We start from the raw sequence: 17,911 nt of genomic DNA on the forward strand, positions 1-17,911 counted from the left end.
TTTTTCGGAACTGCTCCAACCTGAATTGAACACAAAATCTAAAGTTTGAAGATCAACGGAAGAAGAAACCATGGCCACCGAAATTCGCGTTCCCACGCTTGGGGAGTCCGTTACTGAGGCAACCATCGGAAAATGGTTCAAGAAGGTCGGCGACGCCATCGCCATCGATGAACCGCTGGTGGAACTGGAAACCGACAAGGTGACAGTGGAAGTTCCGGCTGCTGCTGCTGGCGTATTGGCTGAAATCACGGCCAAGGAAGGCGACACTGTCGAGGTCAATGCGCTTCTCGGCCAGATTTCCACCGATGGCGCTGCCGTCGCTGCGGCTCCTGCTGCGAAGAAGGAAGAAGCCAAGCCTGCTGCCGCACCGGCAGCGGCACCTGTCGCTTCGGCTTCGTCGGGCCCGGCTATGCAGCCTGCCCCGGCTGCCTCCAAGCTGCTTGCTGAAAATAACCTCTCCGCCGATCAGGTGGACGGTTCCGGCAAGCGCGGTCAGGTGCTGAAGGGCGACGTGCTCGACGCTATCGCCAAGGGTGTTTCCGCTGCTCCGGCTCCGGCCGCACCGGCCGCTGCCCGTCCGGCATCGTCGGCTGACGACGCATCGCGCGAAGAACGCGTGAAGATGACCCGTCTGCGCCAGACCATCGCCAAGCGTCTGAAGGATGCCCAGAACACCGCCGCCATGCTGACGACCTATAACGAAGTCGACATGTCTGCGGTCATGGAACTGCGCACCAAGTACAAGGACGTCTTCGAGAAGAAGCATGGCGTGAAGCTCGGCTTCATGGGCTTCTTCACCAAGGCCGTGACCCATGCGCTGAAGGAAATCCCGGCTGTTAACGCCGAGATCGACGGCACGGACATCATTTACAAGAACTTCGCCCATGTCGGCATGGCCGTCGGCACGGACAAGGGCCTTGTGGTTCCGGTCATCCGTGACGCCGACCAGCTTTCGATTGCAGGCGTTGAAAAGGAACTGGGACGTCTTGCCAAGGCAGCACGCGACGGTACGCTTTCGGTCGCTGACATGCAGGGCGGCACGTTCACCATCACCAATGGCGGCGTGTACGGTTCGCTGATGTCCTCGCCGATCCTGAACGCTCCGCAGTCGGGTATCCTTGGCATGCACAAGATCCAGGAACGTCCGGTTGTCGTCGGCGGTCAGATCGTGATCCGTCCGATGATGTATCTTGCCCTGTCCTACGATCACCGCATCGTGGACGGCAAGGAAGCCGTGACCTTCCTCGTGCGCGTCAAGGAAAGCCTGGAAGATCCGGAACGTCTGGTTCTCGATCTCTAAGGACGAACGATGGAGCCGGGCGTCTTCTCCGCATCTCCGTTTCTGCCGTTGGTCGGCTTGAGCGTTGTCCTGCTGGTGGTTCATATCCTCCTGCAGGGCTTTGCGGCGACGAAGGAACTCGGCTCTCGATGGAATGCCGGTCCGCGCGACGAGGGTTTGAAACCCTCCGGTAAATTTGCCGGGCGCGCGGAGCGGGCCTCTGCCAATTTCCGTGAGACCTATCCGGCTTTCATCGGTCTGGCGCTGGCGCTCGTGCTGAAAGGCGATCCGTCCGGATGGGGGATTGTCGGCGCGTGGCTCTGGTTTTTCGGCCGCATCGTCTATATCCCGCTTTATCTTGCGGGCATTCCCTATTTCCGTTCCTTCGTCTGGCTCATTAGTCTGGTGGGGCTCGGTATCATGCTTCTGGCTTTGGTTCTGTGATGACAGCCTGCGCGTGAAACACGCGCAATGAAGGAAACACGATGCATCCCTATCTGTTCGAACTTGCATCCCTGATGGCGATTTTCGTCTTTGCCATTGTTTCCCCCGGCGCCGATCTCGCCATGGTCATCCGGCAATCGCTGCTGCATGGCCGCCGCGAGGCGATCATCACGAGCTTCGGCATCGGCGCCGCCCTAATGATGCATGTGACTTACACGGTTTTGGGCCTCGGGCTCATCATTTCCAAGTCGATCTATCTGTTCAATATCGTCAAATGGTGCGGTGTGGCCTATCTGGTCTATATCGGCATCAAGGCGCTGCGGGCTGGAACCACAAAGATCGACGTGGACGCAACGCCGAAGGAACCGCGCAAGCAGCAGAGCTTTGCCAAGGCATTCGGCCTCGGCTTTGCCGCCAATGCGCTGAACCCGAAGGCCGTGTTCTTCTTTCTGTCGATTTTCTCGACGGTCGTTCATGCCCATACGCCAACTGAGGTGAAGCTCGGTTACGGTGTCGTAATGGCGACTGCGCTCATCTCCTGGTTTGTCGGCGTCAGCCTTTTCATGACGACGCCGAAGATGCGGGCGGCCTTCTCGCGCGCCTCGAAATGGATTGATCGGGCCAGCGGTGTTGTCTTCATTGCGCTGGGACTTAAACTTGCCACCGAAAAGGCTATGTAAGAAGCAACAGGTTCAGTTTTACTGAACCTCGATTCGCTGCCGGAAACACTCAACCGGAACATTCAGGGAGAACCGACAGATGCACGCTGCAAACAAGCTTTTCAGGACCGCCGCCGTTTCGGTGCTTGCGCTCACCGTGTTCTCAACTGCGGTTCAGGCGGCCTGCACCCAGAATCGGGCGATTTATCGCGATCGCGACGATGCTTATACGCTGACCTTCCGCCCGGAGCAGCCGAACGACCTGAAAATGTCACCGGCGCCGACGAACGAGTTCACCATTACGGCCAATGACAAGCCCGAGTTCAAGCTGAGCGGCATGGTGATCTGGCCGGAAGAAGGCGTGGCGCGTCCCTATGCCTTGCTGACCTTCAACTGCAAGGGCGATGGTTCCAATCCGGAAGATCTCGACGATTGCAGTATCTGGCAGAGTGTCATCTATGCGCTGAAGGAAGGCGCGGAAGCCGATGTCCTGCCCAAGGCGGAAGAACCGGCGGCGCAGGCAATTCTGCTGCCTGATCTGGTGACGGCGCTTGATGGTTATGATTTTGGAGCGGCGAAACCTGAAAAGCCGCTTCAGTGGGAAGCATTCCGCTTTCAGGGATGTTCACCAGACGAGGAATAACCGGCACCCTGTAGGCACCGGTTGCATGTGAATAATTTCGAATGAGAGAACGGGCCCGGATGAACGGGGCGTTCGAAAAACGTTCAGGACAGACTGAAGAAGGATAGTTCAATGTCATACGATGTGGTTGTCATCGGTACGGGCCCTGGCGGTTATGTCGCCGCGATCAAGGCTGCACAGCTTGGTCTTTCCGTTGCTGTTGTGGAGAAGCGCAAGACCTTCGGTGGCACCTGCCTGAATATCGGCTGCATTCCCTCCAAGGCGCTTCTGCATGCGTCGGAAGTTTTCGCTGAAGCCGGTCACTCCTTCGACACGCTCGGCGTGGAAGTGACGCCGAAGCTCAATCTGGGAAAGATGCTGGCGCACAAGGACACGACCGTAAAGGCCAATGTCACGGGCGTTGAATTCCTGTTCAAGAAGAACAAGATCACGGCCTTCATCGGCACTGGCAAGATCGTTGGCAAGGGCAAGGTTTCCGTGACCGCTGAAGACGGCAAGGTCGAGGAAATCGAAGCAAAGAACATCATCATTGCCACCGGTTCCGATGTTGCGGGCATTCCGGGCGTCAAGGTCGATATTGACGAGAAGGTCATCGTTTCCTCGACTGGCGCGCTTTCCTTCGACAAGGTTCCGGGCAGCCTGATCGTTGTCGGCGGCGGCGTGATCGGTCTGGAGCTTGGTTCCGTCTGGGCGCGTCTTGGTGCGAAGGTCACGGTCGTCGAGTATCTCGACAAAGTGCTCGGGCCCATGGATGGCGAAGTGTCGAAGCAGTTCCAGCGCCTGCTCGAAAAGCAGGGCATTGCCTTCAAGCTTGGCGCCAAGGTTACAGGCGTCGAGAAAGCCGGCAAGGCCAATTCCGGGGGCGCGAAGGTGACCTTCGAACCGGTGAAGGGTGGTGCGGCTGAAACGCTTGAAGCTGATGCAGTTCTGATCGCGACCGGCCGTCGTCCTTACACGGATGGTCTTGGCCTTCAGGAAGCGGGCGTGAATGTCGATGATCGCGGCCGTGTTGCAATCGACGACCATTGGCGCACCAATGTCGAAGGCATCTATGCCATCGGCGACGTGGTGCAGGGTCCGATGCTGGCGCACAAGGCCGAAGACGAAGGCATTGCAGTTGCCGAAATCATTGCCGGTCAGGCTGGTCACGTGAATTTCGATGTCATTCCGAGCGTCGTCTACACGCAGCCGGAAGTTGCCTCGGTCGGCAAGACCGAAGAAGAACTGAAGGCCGCCGGTATCGACTACAAGGTTGGCAAGTTCCCGTTCACGGCCAATGGTCGTGCACGCGCCATGCAGCACACCGACGGCTTCGTGAAAATCCTCGCCGACAAGGCAACGGACCGCGTTCTGGGCGCTCATATCCTCGGCTATAATGCCGGTGAAATGATCCACGAACTGGCTGTTCTGATGGAGTTCGGCGGCTCGTCGGAAGATCTGGCACGCACCTGCCATGCCCACCCGACCATGTCGGAAGCTGTGCGCGAATCCGCATTGGCGACCTTTGCCAAGCCGATCCATATGTAATTGGCTGCAACCATATGATTATAAAAAGGCCCGCTGATGCGGGCCTTTTTCGTTAATGCTTAATTTTGTGTCGGTGGGGCTGGAGCCGGTGTGGCAGGCTCACTCTGTGTCGTCGGCGGCGGGGGAGGTGGAGCCGCAGTATCCGTTCCACTGCCATTCCGGTAGAAGAAGTAAGCGAGGATAATGATCGCTGCCAGAAGCACCGTACCAAGCAGATAGCCACTTCCGCCGCGCGGGGGCGGAGGTGGCGGCATTCCGGAAGGGTCTGACAGGCGCGGATCGGAAGTTGTGCGTGGGTCGCTATTTCGTGGATCAAGGGGATCAACCATAACGGGCTCCTCCAATCGTCCCTTTCGTCATCGAAGCGACGTTTGGGAAATGACGGTTGGCCGGGCATTTGCGGTCATACATGAGCCAATCTGTGCTCCGACCGCCTCAAATGTGTGTTGACATGCGTTGCGATAACAAACCCGGTGTATATCAATGCGAGAAAGAGCGCTTAGTTCCAAGAAATCTAATATAAGAAGAGCTATGAATTACTAGCTATACAATGCAATTCGGCGAGGATTCTATTAACCCAAGCGAAACTGCACATTGATATGTATATTCAATCACGGAAGCGATCCGGTAATAGGGACTATGGTCGATCAACTGGCCATCTTGGCTTTATCACTGTAAATCATTGATGAGGTCGGGTCTTGAGAGCGATCGTAAACCACGCCGAAATTTGAGGAATGACATAATGCCGTCGAAAGAGAACCTGAAAACCATTGAGCGCTTCGAAAAGCTCTCTTCGCTTCTGCGCGATGAACAGTTCAAGCTTCTCGACGAAGCGGCACGGGAAGAGGCGCTTCCGGGAAAATCGATACTGAGACAGATTGCCGAACTCGAGCTCAATATAACGGCCATTGAAAACAGCATCACCGATCTGAAAGCCGACTAGCAATATTCTAGCTTAGAGGTTTTATAGTGGGCTCACCCGATAGCCTTTTGCGCGTAACAGTTCAATTATTCCGTCCTTGCCCGGCAGATGCAGGGCGCCGACGGCAATAAAGGCATTTCCCTTGTCGATGATCGGAACGGCACGATCCGTCATGACCTGATTACGGTCGGAAATGAGATATTTTAGAAATAGTTCATAGTCTGCTTCGGAAAGACTGTCGGGAACGATCTTTCGGAGCGACGGCATGATCATGCCAATCTCGCCCTTGAGGTAGAGCGCGGTCGTGGTCTCCATGGCATCCTCGACCTTGTCGCCATAGTCGACGGTAGCCACCAGATTGCGGAGATGGAAGTCGAGCGGCATCCGGTTCATCGCGACCAGTTGTTCTGCTGCACTTTCCAGGCCCAAAACATTGCGGCCCTCGGCCTGTGCGTCGAGAGTCAGCCTTTCATCAAGCGATTTCTCGCCATCGTTTTTGCGCTCCCTCTCGCATTTTGGAAGTGTGAGCAGGCTGGTCAGCACCCACGGCTTCATTTTTGCAACCGCGTCGAGAACGATACCGCGTTCTGCAAGCTTCTGTTCGATCTCCTCCCGCCGCTCGGGCGGAATATGCGACTTCAAGGTGCTGCCATCAGTGAAGAGCAGCAGGTCGGGCTGTTCGAGCTTGAGGCGCAGGAAAGCCTTCGGGTCCAGAATATCCGTCGTTTCGATGACGACAGTGCTTGCTGACCGATAGGCCTCGTCGGCGGCTTTCGGCAATGTCAAAACACGCGGATCGGAAAGATGGATCGTGCCGAAAAGATAGGACGGTTCGACGCCGTCTTTATCGATTTTCCAAAGAAGCCCTTTGCGATTGGGTACAGCATCGGCTTCGCGCTGTATTTCCTGCCAACTTGCCGGGTCTTTTGCCTCCAACCCGTCAATGAGATTGATGCCGTGCACGGCGCAAGCAGCAGGTGCATCGTCGGCGCGAGCCGAGACAGTGCCTGCCAGACAGGCATAGAGAAGAACGAGAAGCAGCTTTTTCATGAGAGTAATATAGGGGCGGTTTCTGCCGATGCCAGCGACTTCTCAAGCGCGCGGATGCGCCTTGTCATAGACTTCCAGCAGTCGCTCGGTATCCACGCCGGTATAGACCTGTGTGGTCGAGAGGCTTGCGTGGCCAAGCAGCTCCTGGATGGTCCTGAGATCACCGCCTCGCCCCAGAAGGTGGGTGGCGAAGGAATGGCGCAGCGCATGCGGCGTCGCGCTGTCGGGCAGGCCGAGACCAGCACGCAGTTTCTGCATTTCGCGCTGGATGATCGCAGCATGCAGCACACCACCCTTGGCGCCTCGAAAAAGCGGTTTGTCGGCGGAAAGGTCGAACGGACAAAGCGTTCGATATTGTGCAACGGCGCGATGCACGATGGGCAGAAGCGGGACGAGACGCGCTTTGTTGCCCTTGCCCGTAATGGTGATCGAACGGGCAGTGCTGTCGGACAGCGCATCACCCATCAGGCCGAGCGCTTCCGAAATGCGCAGGCCGCAACCGTAGAGCAAGGTCAGGACGGCTGCGTTGCGCGCGGCAATCCATGGTTCCTCCGCCATTTGCCCATCGGCTGCAACCACGCGCCGGGCGTCTTCGGCGGTCAATGGTTTCGGCAATGATTTCGGCTGGCGTGGCGCGCGCATGGCGCTTGCGCCTGCCGCATTGGCCAGGCCGCGTTTTTCCAGATGGCGTAAAAGCGAGCGCACGCCAGCAAGCCCGCGGCCCAGCGTGCGGGCACCGACGCCTTCATTGCGACGGCTGGCCAGAAACGAGCGCAGGTCGGCGATCCGTAGATTGCCAACATCTTTCAGCGATGGCGGTTCGCCCAGATGCCCAGTCAGAAAATTGAGGAACTGACGTGTGTCGCGCTCATAGGCTTCGAGTGTGTTTTCCGACAGGCGGCGCGCATCCTTCAGCGTCTTCAACCATTCTTCACGCGCCGCTGCGAGGTCGGCGCGGGCAGGGATCAGAAATTCGCTGTTCGTTGTCATAATCAAGCCGGTCGTTCATTCTGGGTGGACGGACAGTTTGCCAGCGATAGGTTACCGGCTGGTTGTTCGCGGGACGAAAAGCACTATTCTTACGAATTGAGGTGAATTGCGCTGACGAAAGGGTTATTGAACGAAAAATAGTTCTATTCGAGCAGCAGAAACAAGGTTGGCAATGCCGCGTCCAGAAAACCCGATCCAGCTTGCCGTCATTGGTGCCGCCCATGGCACGCGTGGCGAAGTGAGAGTAAAGACCTTCACCGGCGATCCGCTGGCAATTGCCGAATACGGCCTGCTCTATGACGAACAGGGCAAGAGTTACGAGGTTCTGGAAGCTCGTCCAGCAAAGACGGTCGTGGTCGTGCGCTTCAAGGGCATCAATGACCGTAATGCCGCCGAAGCGCTGAACGGGACCGAACTTTTCATTGATCGTTCGCAGCTGCCGGACGACGAACTGGACGAAGACGAGTTCTTCCAGACCGACCTGATCGGCTTGCTGGCGGTGGATGCCGAAGGCAAGACCTATGGCGTGGTGAGCGCCCTGTTCGATTTCGGTGGCGGCGACCTCATCGAGCTCAGCGAAAAGGGCAAGCGCCCGATGCTTATTCCTTTCACGGAGGCAGCCGTACCGGAAATCGATCTGGATAAGGGCACTTTGCTGGTCGAGCCCTATGCCGCTGGACTGATCGCCGACGATGAGGATGAACGCCCGCAGAACGAAAAGAAAAAGCCGAAGAAGTCATGACCGACGTTTCAAGGGTCGATGATGAGCCCGGCTTCTTTCATGCATCGGTGCTGACGCTTTATCCGGAAATGTTTCCCGGTCCCCTTGGCACTTCGCTTGCAGGTAAGGCACTCAGCGAGACCAAATGGCAGCTCGATGCGGTGCAGATTCGCGATTTTGCGGAAGGCAAGCACCGTATGGTCGATGACACGCCATCCGGTGGTGGCGCTGGCATGGTGATGAAGCCGGATGTGATCGCCCGCGCGCTGGATTCGGTTGCCGACGGTCGCCGTCCGACGCTGCTGATGAGCCCGCGCGGAAAGCCGCTGACGCAGAAGCGCGTGCGCGAACTGGCCGACGGACCGGGCGCGATCATTCTTTGTGGCCGCTTCGAGGGTGTGGACGAGCGCGTCATCGAGGCGCGCAATCTCGAGGAAGTATCGATCGGCGATTACATCCTGTCGGGTGGAGAAACCGCGGCAATCGTTTTGCTTGATGCAATCGTGCGGCTTTTGCCGGGTGTGATGGGCAATCGCGAATCCGGAGAGACCGAAAGTTTTGAGACCGGGCTGCTCGAACATCCGCATTATACCCGTCCGCAGGTTTGGGAAGATAGGCCCATCCCCGAAATCCTGACCTCCGGCAATCATGGCGCAATCGATAAATGGCGGCATGAGCAGGCCGAACGGATCACGAAGGAACGGCGTCCCGATCTTTGGGAAGCCTATAGCGAGGGCAAACGCAAATGAATCTGATCCAGCGGCTCGAAAGTCTTTCCCTCGCGCTGCTGGCGCTGGGAGCCTATTGGGTCAGCGGTGCAAGCTGGTGGCTTTTCGCCCTGCTCATTCTGGCGCCCGATCTGTCTTTCTTCGGCTATATGAAGGGGCCGCGCACCGGCGCCGTGGTCTATAATATCGCCCATAGCTGGATCGGCGTTGTGCTTCTCGCAGTTCTGGGCTGGGCGATGAACTGGCAGATCTGCATCGCTATGGCACTGATCTGGGCCGTGCATATCGGCGTCGACCGCGCGCTTGGCTTCGGTCTCAAATATGGAACCGGTTTCAAGGACACGCATCTGGGCCGTATCTGAGGCGATTTTCTTGTCCTGATATTGATTCATTGGCGGCAATGGTGTATTGCCGCGCGAGTTCGGGCTAGTACCGACATTGTAATATCTCGTTCGGGCAAAGCCCGAAACGTCCTAAACCAATAAATGGTGTACCGCTCCTGCCTGAAATTGAGGGCATAGCCGCAGGGCCAAGGATTGCTTGGCGGCAAGTGCAGAGCGCTCTGACTGTTTGAGAAGAATTCAAGAAGGAGAGAGACGATGACCGATATCATTCGTCAGCTTGAAGCCGAACAGGCAGCAAAGATCGAAGAAAAGCGCAAGCTTCCAGATTTCCAGCCGGGCGACACGGTTCGCGTTCAGGTTCGCGTTACCGAAGGTACGCGTACCCGCGTGCAGGCCTATGAAGGCGTCTGCATTGCCCGTTCCGGCGCTGGCCTCAACGAAAACTTCACCGTTCGCAAGATTTCGTACGGCGAAGGCGTAGAGCGCGTATTCCCGGTTTACTCGCCGATCGTCGAAGGCGTTGAACTCGTTCGCCGCGGCAAGGTTCGTCGCGCGAAGCTTTACTACCTGCGTGGCCTTACCGGTAAGGCTGCCCGTATTGCTGAAAAGAAAGACAACCGTACCAAGGCCGAGCGCGAAGCCGACAAGGCTGCCGCCGCCAAGGCCGAAGCCGCCAAGGCTGCTGCTGAATAAGCTTCACAGCAATCTGTTTGAAAAAGGCGGCCTCGGGTCGCCTTTTTTATTTGCCAAATGCGACGGGCTGCGTAACATATTGCATAATTCCGCCCATATCTCGCAAGATTGTTACTGCGACACCCTGTTGCGGTTTCAGTTTCTTGACGAACCGTGATGGCGGGTGCATATGACAGCCAAAGTTAAGAACTATTCAAAGGACCTCTCGCAATGAGCGCGCCGCGTACACTTTACGACAAGATCTGGGACGACCATGTAGTGGATCAGCAGGAAGACGGAACCTGCCTCCTTTATATTGATCGCCATCTTGTGCACGAAGTGACGAGTCCGCAGGCTTTTGAAGGCCTGCGCATGGCTGGCCGCAAGGTGCGTCATCCTGAAAAGACGCTGGCCGTGGTCGATCACAATGTTCCGACCTCACCGGACCGCATCAACGGTATCAAGAACGAGGAAAGCCGCATTCAGGTCGAAGCTCTGGCCAAGAATGCTGCGGATTTCAACGTTGAATATTATTCCGAGCGTGATCGCCGTCAGGGTGTCGTGCACATCGTCGGGCCGGAGCAGGGCTTCACCCTGCCGGGCATGACCATTGTCTGCGGCGACAGCCACACCTCCACGCATGGCGCTTTCGGTTCGCTGGCGCATGGTATCGGCACCTCCGAGGTAGAACACGTTCTGGCTACCCAGACGCTGATCCAGAAGAAAGCCAAGAACATGCTCGTGCGTGTTGAGGGCGAACTGGCTCCCGGCGTCACCGCCAAGGACATCACGCTTGCCATCATCGGCGAAATCGGCACTGCGGGCGGCACCGGTTATGTGATCGAATATGCCGGTAGCGCTATTCGCTCGTTGTCGATGGAAGGCCGCATGACGGTCTGCAACATGTCGATTGAAGGCGGTGCGCGCGCTGGTCTGATCGCACCGGACGAAACGACCTTTGCCTATGTGCAGGACAAGCCACGCGCGCCGAAGGGCGAAGCGCTGGAACAGGCGATTTCGTACTGGAAGACGCTGCATTCGGATGAGGGTGCACATTTCGACAAGATCGTCGAACTGGATGCCGCTAAGATTTCGCCGGTCGTTTCCTGGGGTTCCTCACCGGAAGACGTGGTCTTCGTCACGGACATCGTTCCGAACCCGGATGAGATCAAGGACGAGACCAAGCGTGCATCCAAGTGGCGTGCTCTGGACTATATGGGCCTGAAGCCGGGCACCAAGATGACCGACATCAAGATCGATCGCGTCTTCATCGGTTCCTGCACCAATGGTCGTATCGAAGATCTGCGCGATGCGGCACGCATGGCCGCTGGCAAGAAGGTTGCGGCTGGCGTCAACGCCATGATCGTGCCGGGCTCGGGTCTCGTGAAGGAACAGGCGGAAGCTGAAGGCCTCGACAAGATCTTCATCGAAGCCGGTTTCGATTGGCGCGAACCGGGTTGTTCCATGTGCCTTGCCATGAACGACGACCGCCTTAAGCCGGGTGAACGTTGCGCTTCGACCTCGAACCGCAATTTTGAAGGCCGTCAGGGTTTCAAGGGCCGCACCCATCTCGTGTCGCCAGCCATGGCTGCCGCTGCGGCAATTGCCGGACATTTCGTCGACATTCGCGAGTGGAACTGAGGTTTCACTCCTGACGAAGCGTTTTTGAAGCGCTTCTGGAAAGATCAAACCGCCGGCTCATCCCGGCGGTTTTTCTTTGGCTGTATATTAGCAGCTTTTTCACGCTTTGATTGTAAGGAGGAATGGGGTGGCTGGCGTCTGGGAGCCTTTGACAGCCAGCACGGGGAAGAGCATCGATGAATGGAGCCGACTTTATCCTCCTGATCAACATGACCGTTTCCGGTCTGTTTGCTTTCGCATTTCTCGGCATTGCCGTTTATGCGCGGGATAATGCGGCCGCGCCTGTCTTCGCCTTCGGCTTTATTTTCGCAATGCTCTATTTCCTGACAGAGCTTGCCATGCCTTCCATTCCCAATCCCCGCCTCGGCTATATGCTCGCCTTTTCGACCTATTACCTGACATTGTCCTGTCTGGTCGTCGGTCTGGCGCGGATGTATGCCCGACCGGTGCCGTGGATTGCGCTCGGTCTGCTGACCATTGCATCTCTCGCCGCGGTCTACAGCATATATGACATTGCCCGCAGCCAGATGATCGGCATGCTGCTTTATCAGGCGCCCTATTTCCTCGTACTCCTTCTGGCAGTGTGGCTGATCCTGCGGGTGGAACGCAACGGTATCGATACCTTGATGGCGATACTGTTTGGTATCAGTGCCGTCCACTTCCTGTTCAAGCCGGTCATCGCCGTGCTGTCGGGAGGCGCGGGTGCTGAACCGGCTGATTATATCGATACGACCTATGCAATGTTCTCGCAGTCAATCGGTGCTGCTCTTTCCGTCGCAGGCGGGCTGCTTCTGCTCTTGAGCCTGATGCGGGAGCTGATCGCCAATATGTTGATCCGCTCGGAAACGGACCAGCTATCGACGTTGCTCAACCGGCGCGGCTTCGAGTTTCGTGCCGAAGCCGCAATTGAAAAGTCGAAACGTATGCGGCAGGCTCTGTCGCTTGTTCTGTGCGACATCGATCACTTCAAGGCAATCAACGATACACATGGTCATGCGCTGGGAGATCGCGTCATCGCCGCTTTCTCTGCCGAATTGCGCAAGGCAGCCAATGCCAAGGGTGGGATTGCCGCGCGTATTGGCGGCGAGGAATTCGCGATCATTCTGCCGGGCAATACGATCCAGTCCGCATGGAGATTTGCGGACAAGACCCGGCTTGTCTGTCGCGATATCCATATTCCGGGCAGGAACGGCGGGATTGAATTCACCGTGAGCTTCGGTATCGCGGAAATGGAATTCGACGATGTGTTTTCCGATCTCTACAAGCGGGCCGACGGGGCGCTTTATGAAGCGAAGAAGGGCGGGCGCAACTGCGTCCGCAGCGCTCTGCCGATATTGGTGGACGAAAACGTTGTGGAGTTCCGCTCAAAGGCCGGGCGTTGAACGAATCCTATTGATAGCCGCAGCCCGCATGGTCGAGGACCGGTGTTTCCCCGCGGTCGATCCCATACATGAAAGAGCGCCCGCGCAGCACGACAGCGCTCTCGCAATTGCCGTTGGGCTTGGCGACGATATAGGCAACCGTGCGATCCCGCGGCGCGGTAATCACCTTCATGCGTTGCGGCGAAGGCAAAACTGGCTTCTGCGCCGCGCCGACCCGGATGATCTTGGCGCCATTATCCGGCATCTGGACGACAAGGTTTCCCGACGCATCGACGGAGCGCATCGCTTCTTCGGCAAGCGCGGGACCGGTCAGCGCAAGGGCGCAGACGACAACCAGACCAAGTATCAGCCGTTTGCAGTTTGCCATCGTTGATCGAGCCTCATCGTGCATGATCCCAAAGAGAATGAGGACTATCTTAACTCTTTCTTTACCTTTGTCATCCGTGCTGGCTAAAATCGAACCGGTCTTCTCGTGCGCTACTGCTTCGCAGGTCGCAGGCGGAAGAGCTGGAAACGCCAAGGAACGTCCAATGACCAAAGATCATGCCGTCGATATTGCGCTCCTCCATCTGCGTGATGCCCATGAATTCGCGCCGCTGCTGGCAAGCTATGCGCAGGCGCTGAAGCGCGGCGCTCCACGCCGCCCCGACGATTTTTATGCCGAACACCTGCTTCAGGATCGCGCCGCTGAAACTCTGGGGGCCAGGGTCGACGGAAATCTGGTCGGCTTCGTGATCTTCTACGATCTGCCCGAACCCGTGACGGGTCTGCGTGCAGGGCAGGTGGACCATATCTATGTGCATCACGATCATCGCGGAAAGGGCATAGCCAAGGCGCTGATCGACGTGCTTGCCGACAAGGCGGAAGAGCGCAGCTGGTCCAAGCTGGTGCTTAATGCGCCGCGCGTGCCGGAAGACGGGCGCAAGCTCTATGAACAGATTGCTACGGCTGCGGACTGGTCGAGCTATGTGATTCGATTCGGCAGTTGATCGATTTCCCAAAAGTTGATGAAATTACACATGTTTTTGCCGATTGCGGTCTTCAATCGTTTGAATGCCGCAATCACGCGAATGTGTCGCCCAGGTGCGACCAATTGTTAGTCTTTTCGTGAAAAAGCTTCTTTGACGTGATGGTAAAAGCGCAGTAGAAAGCGCCACATAGGGCCGTACGCCACGGTCCAGCCATATTTTATTGGGTCGTACCGGCGCGGGATCGTAAAGTCCGGTTCCATGTGCTTTGGACGACGTCGAACTGGGGTTCGGGAGAACCCGCAACCTGGCTGCTTCGCTGATCTTCGTCAGCGGGGTGTGGCCGGAGAGAAACGTCAGGGAAGCCTACAGAGCCATGACACAACCGACTGTAACGCGCCAGCGTCCTTTGTCGCCGCACCTGTCCATCTACAAGCCGGTCATTACGATGACGATGTCCATCGTCCATCGCATCACGGGCGGCGCACTTTACTTCGGCACCCTGTTGCTGGCAGCCTGGCTGATTTCGGCTGCGGTCAGCGAAGAGTGCTTCAATTTCGTCAACGCATTGTTCTCGTCCTGGATCGGTCGCCTGATCCTGTTCGGCTATACCTGGGCGCTTCTGCACCATCTGGCCGGTGGCGTTCGTCACCTGATCTGGGATACGGGCGCTGGTCTTGAAAAGCACACAGCTTCGAAGATCGCCTGGGCGACCGTCGTTTTCTCCGTCATCGCCACGATCCTCGTCTGGGTCGTTGCCTATTCGGTGCGCTAAGGGGAGCTGGTTTCATGAACGGTATGAACAATGATATGCGCACCCCGCTCGGCAAGGTTCGGGGTCTGGGATCAGCCAAGGAAGGCACCGGTCATTTCTGGTATCAGCGCTTGAGCGCCGCCGCTCTTGTGCCGCTGGTCATGTTTTTCATCGGTCTGGTCATTTCGCTCAATGGCGCAAGCTATGCGGAAGTCCGGGCTGCCCTGTCGCATCCCTTCACGGCAATCGTGATGGCGCTGTTCGTTCTGACTGGCGTTTATCACATGCGCCTGGGTATGCAGGTCATTATCGAAGATTATGTGCATGGCGAAGGCATGAAGGTCGTGCTGGTGATGTTGAACACCTTCTTTACGGCGGTGGTCGGCTTCGCCTGCATTTTTGCGATTCTCAAGCTGAGCTTCGGAGGTTGATAGCCCGATGGCTAGTGCAGTAAACAACGCGGCCGATGCTGCCGTGGCAAGCAAATATACCTATGTCGATCACAAGTTCGACGTGGTGGTGGTCGGAGCTGGCGGCGCGGGCCTACGCGCAACGCTCGGCATGGCCGAGCAAGGCCTGAAGACGGCTTGCATCACCAAGGTTTTCCCGACCCGTTCGCATACGGTCGCAGCGCAGGGTGGCATCGCCGCTTCGCTCAAGAATATGGGCCCGGACAGCTGGCAGTGGCACATGTACGATACCGTCAAGGGATCGGACTGGCTCGGCGACACCGATGCGATGGAATATCTGGCGCGTGAAGCGCCTGCCGCCGTCTACGAACTGGAACACTACGGTGTGCCTTTCTCGCGTACGGAAGAAGGCAAGATTTATCAGCGCCCGTTCGGCGGCCACATGCAGAATTTTGGCGACGGTCCTCCGGTCCAGCGCACCTGTGCTGCTGCCGACCGTACCGGCCACGCTATCCTGCATACGCTCTATGGCCAGTCGCTCAAGAACAACGCGCAGTTCTTCATCGAATATTTCGCGCTCGATCTCATCATGACTGACGGTGTCTGCACCGGCGTCGTGGCGTGGAACCTTGATGACGGCACGATCCATCGCTTCTCGGCCAAGATGGTGGTTTTGGCGACAGGCGGTTATGGCCGTGCCTATTTCTCGGCAACCTCTGCCCATACCTGCACCGGCGATGGTGGCGGCATGGTTGCACGTGCCGGCCTGCCACTGCAGGACATGGAATTCGTACAGTTCCATCCAACTGGCATCTATGGCGCAGGCTGCCTCATCACCGAAGGTGCGCGCGGCGAAGGCGGTTATCTGGTCAATTCCGAAGGCGAGCGCTTCATGGAGCGCTATGCCCCTTCGGCCAAGGACCTTGCCTCGCGTGACGTTGTCTCGCGCTGCATGACCATGGAAATCCGTGCTGGCCGTGGCGTCGGCAAGGCCAAGGATCACATCTTCCTGCATCTTGACCATCTCGATCCGGCTGTTCTGCATGAACGCCTGCCGGGTATTTCGGAATCGGCCAAGATTTTCGCAGGCGTCGATGTGACCAAGGAACCGATCCCGGTTCTCCCGACGGTTCACTACAATATGGGTGGCATTCCGACCAATTACTGGGGCGAAGTGTTGAACCCGACCGAGGCTGATCCAGACCGCGTACAGCCGGGCCTGATGGCTGTCGGCGAAGCGGGCTGCGCTTCGGTGCACGGCGCAAACCGTCTCGGCTCCAACTCGCTGATCGATCTGGTCGTGTTTGGCCGTGCGGCTGCAATCCGCGCCGGGCAGGTCATTGATCGCAAGTCGAAGATTCCGGACCTCGACGTTACCGCCTGCGACAAGATCATGGAGCGCTTCGATCGTCTGCGTTTTGCCAACGGCTCCCAGCCGACCGCAGAACTGCGCGAGAAGATGCAGCGTACCATGCAGGAAGATGCCGCCGTATTCCGTACGTCGGAATCGCTCAAGCAAGGCGTCGAGCGCATGGAAAAGCTCTGGCATGAACTGCCGGACATCAAGGTTACCGACCGTTCGATGATCTGGAACTCCGATCTCGTCGAAACGCTTGAGCTGGAAAACCTGATGGCGAATGCGCTGACGACGGTTGTTTCCGCCGAAGCGCGCCAGGAAAGCCGCGGTGCCCATGCGCATGAGGATTTCCCGGATCGCAACGATGCCGTGTGGCGCAAGCACACCCTGTCCTGGCTGTCGCCGGATGGCAAGGTCAAGCTTGACTACCGTCCTGTCCACCTCGATCCGTTGACGACGGAAGAGGAAGGCGGCATCAGCCTCGCCAAGATTGCGCCGAAGAAGCGCGTTTACTAATCAAGGGAAAGAGCAATGGTTGAACTCGCACTTCCCAAGAATTCGCGCCCGCAAGAGGGCAAGACCTGGCCGCGCCCCGACGGTGCGAAGCGGGTTACCGAATTCCGTATCTATCGCTGGTCGCCGGACGACGACGCCAATCCGAGCATCGACACCTATTATGTCGATCGCGACGATTGCGGTCCGATGGTTCTGGACGGTCTGCTCTATATCAAGAACAAGATTGACCCGACCCTGACGCTGCGCCGTTCGTGCCGTGAAGGCATTTGCGGTTCCTGCGCCATGAATATCGACGGCGCAAACACGCTTGCCTGCACCAAGGGCATGGACGACATCAAGGGTGCCATCAAGGTTTACCCGCTGCCGCATATGCCGGTGGTGAAGGATCTTGTGCCGGACCTCACCAATTTCTACGCCCAGCATCGTTCCATCGAGCCATGGCTCAAGACGGTTTCGCCGGAGCCGCAGAAGGAATGGCTGCAGAGCCATGAGGACCGTCAGAAGCTCGACGGTCTCTACGAGTGCATTCTGTGCGCCTGCTGCTCGACCTCGTGCCCGAGCTACTGGTGGAACGGCGACCGTTATCTCGGCCCTGCCGTGCTGCTTCAGGCCTATCGCTGGCTGATCGATAGCCGCGACGAAGCCAAGGGCGAACGCCTCGATAATCTCGAGGACCCGTTCCGGCTCTATCGCTGCCATACGATCATGAATTGTGCGCAGACCTGCCCGAAGGGCTTGAACCCTGCCAAGGCGATTGCCGAAATCAAGAAGATGATGGTCGAGCGCCGCGTGTAATCGCGGCATCATTATCGGTTTGAATGAGGGGAAGGTGCAAACCTTCCCCTTTTTATTGATCTGAGCTCTGGTTGCCATCGCAGAAGGCTTGATCTTTGTAGCCGCGCCG

General features: G+C 57.5%; 21 protein-coding genes. 17 read left to right on the forward strand and 4 right to left on the reverse strand.

Going from position 1 to position 17,911, the window contains the following annotated elements; translation table 11 throughout:
- Positions 1–70 precede the first annotated feature (70 nt).
- The 5 genes from odhB (at position 71) to lpdA (ending at position 4,552) form a co-directional block, all read left to right on the forward strand.
- Entirely contained in the window at positions 71–1,300 is a 1,230-nt protein-coding gene (gene odhB, locus OANT_RS04835; RefSeq protein ID WP_012091130.1) for a 2-oxoglutarate dehydrogenase complex dihydrolipoyllysine-residue succinyltransferase, read from the forward strand.
- 9 nt (positions 1,301–1,309) lie between these two features.
- The gene (locus tag OANT_RS04840) at positions 1,310–1,723 is read left to right on the forward strand and encodes an MAPEG family protein (RefSeq protein WP_012091131.1); all 414 of its coding nucleotides are present in this window, start codon (positions 1,310–1,312) and stop codon (positions 1,721–1,723) included.
- A 41-nt stretch (positions 1,724–1,764) separates the two neighbouring features.
- On the forward strand, positions 1,765–2,403 hold the full coding sequence (locus OANT_RS04845; protein WP_012091132.1) for a LysE family translocator: 639 nt from the start codon (positions 1,765–1,767) through the stop codon (positions 2,401–2,403).
- 79 nt (positions 2,404–2,482) lie between these two features.
- On the forward strand, positions 2,483–3,025 hold the full coding sequence (locus OANT_RS04850) for a hypothetical protein (protein ID WP_012091133.1): 543 nt from the start codon (positions 2,483–2,485) through the stop codon (positions 3,023–3,025).
- A gap of 111 nt (positions 3,026–3,136) precedes the next feature.
- Positions 3,137–4,552, forward strand: a complete 1,416-nt coding sequence (gene lpdA, locus OANT_RS04855; protein ID WP_012091134.1) for a dihydrolipoyl dehydrogenase — start codon at positions 3,137–3,139, stop codon at positions 4,550–4,552.
- A gap of 59 nt (positions 4,553–4,611) precedes the next feature.
- Here the strand turns inward: lpdA and OANT_RS25375 are convergent, their stop codons facing one another.
- Positions 4,612–4,881: a hypothetical protein gene (locus OANT_RS25375; protein WP_012091135.1), complete on the reverse strand. Its 270-nt coding sequence runs from the start codon at positions 4,879–4,881 to the stop codon at positions 4,612–4,614.
- A 413-nt stretch (positions 4,882–5,294) separates the two neighbouring features.
- On the opposite strand from OANT_RS25375, the gene OANT_RS04860 reads away from it, so the two are divergent.
- Positions 5,295–5,495 (forward strand): hypothetical protein, encoded by a 201-nt coding sequence (locus OANT_RS04860; protein WP_010657585.1) that lies wholly within the window; start codon positions 5,295–5,297, stop codon positions 5,493–5,495.
- A 21-nt stretch (positions 5,496–5,516) separates the two neighbouring features.
- On the opposite strand, the gene OANT_RS04865 is transcribed toward OANT_RS04860, so the two are convergent.
- A complete protein-coding gene (locus OANT_RS04865) occupies positions 5,517–6,524 on the reverse strand; it encodes a TraB/GumN family protein (RefSeq protein ID WP_012091137.1) in 1,008 nt (335 codons plus the stop codon).
- A 42-nt stretch (positions 6,525–6,566) separates the two neighbouring features.
- Entirely contained in the window at positions 6,567–7,514 is a 948-nt protein-coding gene (locus OANT_RS04870) for a tyrosine recombinase XerC (RefSeq protein ID WP_012091138.1), read from the reverse strand.
- 172 nt (positions 7,515–7,686) lie between these two features.
- Between OANT_RS04870 and rimM the strand changes: the two genes are divergently transcribed.
- The 6 genes from rimM (at position 7,687) to OANT_RS04900 (ending at position 13,002) form a co-directional block, all read left to right on the forward strand.
- Entirely contained in the window at positions 7,687–8,256 is a 570-nt protein-coding gene (gene rimM / locus OANT_RS04875) for a ribosome maturation factor RimM (RefSeq protein WP_010657582.1), read from the forward strand.
- Positions 8,253–8,984 carry a tRNA (guanosine(37)-N1)-methyltransferase TrmD gene (gene trmD / locus OANT_RS04880; RefSeq protein WP_012091139.1) on the forward strand — a complete coding sequence of 244 codons (732 nt, stop codon included), beginning with the start codon at positions 8,253–8,255 and terminating at the stop codon, positions 8,982–8,984. Before rimM ends, trmD begins: the two co-directional genes overlap by 4 nt.
- Entirely contained in the window at positions 8,981–9,325 is a 345-nt protein-coding gene (locus tag OANT_RS04885; RefSeq protein WP_012091140.1) for a DUF4260 domain-containing protein, read from the forward strand. Before trmD ends, OANT_RS04885 begins: the two co-directional genes overlap by 4 nt.
- Positions 9,326–9,562: 237 nt before the next feature.
- Positions 9,563–10,000: a 50S ribosomal protein L19 gene (rplS, locus tag OANT_RS04890; RefSeq protein WP_006467977.1), complete on the forward strand. Its 438-nt coding sequence runs from the start codon at positions 9,563–9,565 to the stop codon at positions 9,998–10,000.
- A 210-nt stretch (positions 10,001–10,210) separates the two neighbouring features.
- Positions 10,211–11,620, forward strand: coding sequence for a 3-isopropylmalate dehydratase large subunit (leuC, locus tag OANT_RS04895; RefSeq protein WP_010657579.1), 1,410 nt, complete (start codon positions 10,211–10,213; stop codon positions 11,618–11,620).
- A gap of 176 nt (positions 11,621–11,796) precedes the next feature.
- Positions 11,797–13,002, forward strand: coding sequence for a GGDEF domain-containing protein (locus OANT_RS04900; RefSeq protein ID WP_012091141.1), 1,206 nt, complete (start codon positions 11,797–11,799; stop codon positions 13,000–13,002).
- Between the two features lie 7 nt (positions 13,003–13,009).
- Here OANT_RS04900 and OANT_RS04905 read toward each other — a convergent pair whose 3' ends face one another.
- Positions 13,010–13,369, reverse strand: a complete 360-nt coding sequence (locus OANT_RS04905) for a hypothetical protein (RefSeq protein ID WP_012091142.1) — start codon at positions 13,367–13,369, stop codon at positions 13,010–13,012.
- A 163-nt stretch (positions 13,370–13,532) separates the two neighbouring features.
- Between OANT_RS04905 and OANT_RS04910 the strand changes: the two genes are divergently transcribed.
- From OANT_RS04910 to OANT_RS04930, 5 genes are all read left to right on the forward strand, one after another.
- Entirely contained in the window at positions 13,533–13,991 is a 459-nt protein-coding gene (locus tag OANT_RS04910) for a GNAT family N-acetyltransferase (protein WP_010657576.1), read from the forward strand.
- Between the two features lie 355 nt (positions 13,992–14,346).
- Complete coding sequence (sdhC, locus tag OANT_RS04915; RefSeq protein WP_010657575.1) at positions 14,347–14,745, forward strand: succinate dehydrogenase, cytochrome b556 subunit; 399 nt, start codon at positions 14,347–14,349, stop codon at positions 14,743–14,745.
- A 14-nt stretch (positions 14,746–14,759) separates the two neighbouring features.
- Positions 14,760–15,155: a succinate dehydrogenase, hydrophobic membrane anchor protein gene (gene sdhD, locus OANT_RS04920; RefSeq protein WP_010657574.1), complete on the forward strand. Its 396-nt coding sequence runs from the start codon at positions 14,760–14,762 to the stop codon at positions 15,153–15,155.
- Positions 15,156–15,162: 7 nt separating this feature from the next.
- Positions 15,163–17,007: a succinate dehydrogenase flavoprotein subunit gene (gene sdhA, locus OANT_RS04925; RefSeq protein ID WP_012091143.1), complete on the forward strand. Its 1,845-nt coding sequence runs from the start codon at positions 15,163–15,165 to the stop codon at positions 17,005–17,007.
- Positions 17,008–17,022: 15 nt separating this feature from the next.
- Positions 17,023–17,802 carry a succinate dehydrogenase iron-sulfur subunit gene (locus tag OANT_RS04930; RefSeq protein WP_010657572.1) on the forward strand — a complete coding sequence of 260 codons (780 nt, stop codon included), beginning with the start codon at positions 17,023–17,025 and terminating at the stop codon, positions 17,800–17,802.
- Positions 17,803–17,911 lie beyond the last annotated feature (109 nt).

It is taken from the genome of Brucella anthropi ATCC 49188 (genome assembly GCF_000017405.1).
GTDB lineage: Bacteria > Pseudomonadota > Alphaproteobacteria > Rhizobiales > Rhizobiaceae > Brucella > Brucella anthropi.

Bases quoted from the DNA above. Each gene is read 5' to 3' on its own strand.
- OANT_RS25375 (WP_012091135.1), bottom strand. From the start codon at position 4,881: ATGGTTGATCCCCTTGATCCACGAAATAGCGACCCACGCACAACTTCC.
- lpdA (WP_012091134.1), top strand. From the start codon at position 3,137: ATGTCATACGATGTGGTTGTCATCGGTACGGGCCCTGGCGGTTATGTC.
- OANT_RS04900 (WP_012091141.1), top strand. From the start codon at position 11,797: ATGAATGGAGCCGACTTTATCCTCCTGATCAACATGACCGTTTCCGGT.
- OANT_RS04850 (WP_012091133.1), top strand. From the start codon at position 2,483: ATGCACGCTGCAAACAAGCTTTTCAGGACCGCCGCCGTTTCGGTGCTT.
- OANT_RS04870 (WP_012091138.1), bottom strand. From the start codon at position 7,514: ATGACAACGAACAGCGAATTTCTGATCCCTGCCCGCGCCGACCTCGCA.
- OANT_RS04885 (WP_012091140.1), top strand. From the start codon at position 8,981: ATGAATCTGATCCAGCGGCTCGAAAGTCTTTCCCTCGCGCTGCTGGCG.
- OANT_RS04845 (WP_012091132.1), top strand. From the start codon at position 1,765: ATGCATCCCTATCTGTTCGAACTTGCATCCCTGATGGCGATTTTCGTC.
- sdhC (WP_010657575.1), top strand. From the start codon at position 14,347: ATGACACAACCGACTGTAACGCGCCAGCGTCCTTTGTCGCCGCACCTG.
- odhB (WP_012091130.1), top strand. From the start codon at position 71: ATGGCCACCGAAATTCGCGTTCCCACGCTTGGGGAGTCCGTTACTGAG.
- OANT_RS04910 (WP_010657576.1), top strand. From the start codon at position 13,533: ATGACCAAAGATCATGCCGTCGATATTGCGCTCCTCCATCTGCGTGAT.
- OANT_RS04840 (WP_012091131.1), top strand. From the start codon at position 1,310: ATGGAGCCGGGCGTCTTCTCCGCATCTCCGTTTCTGCCGTTGGTCGGC.
- leuC (WP_010657579.1), top strand. From the start codon at position 10,211: ATGAGCGCGCCGCGTACACTTTACGACAAGATCTGGGACGACCATGTA.
- OANT_RS04860 (WP_010657585.1), top strand. From the start codon at position 5,295: ATGCCGTCGAAAGAGAACCTGAAAACCATTGAGCGCTTCGAAAAGCTC.
- sdhD (WP_010657574.1), top strand. From the start codon at position 14,760: ATGAACGGTATGAACAATGATATGCGCACCCCGCTCGGCAAGGTTCGG.
- trmD (WP_012091139.1), top strand. From the start codon at position 8,253: ATGACCGACGTTTCAAGGGTCGATGATGAGCCCGGCTTCTTTCATGCA.
- rplS (WP_006467977.1), top strand. From the start codon at position 9,563: ATGACCGATATCATTCGTCAGCTTGAAGCCGAACAGGCAGCAAAGATC.
- OANT_RS04930 (WP_010657572.1), top strand. From the start codon at position 17,023: ATGGTTGAACTCGCACTTCCCAAGAATTCGCGCCCGCAAGAGGGCAAG.
- rimM (WP_010657582.1), top strand. From the start codon at position 7,687: ATGCCGCGTCCAGAAAACCCGATCCAGCTTGCCGTCATTGGTGCCGCC.
- OANT_RS04865 (WP_012091137.1), bottom strand. From the start codon at position 6,524: ATGAAAAAGCTGCTTCTCGTTCTTCTCTATGCCTGTCTGGCAGGCACT.
- OANT_RS04905 (WP_012091142.1), bottom strand. From the start codon at position 13,369: ATGGCAAACTGCAAACGGCTGATACTTGGTCTGGTTGTCGTCTGCGCC.
- sdhA (WP_012091143.1), top strand. From the start codon at position 15,163: ATGGCTAGTGCAGTAAACAACGCGGCCGATGCTGCCGTGGCAAGCAAA.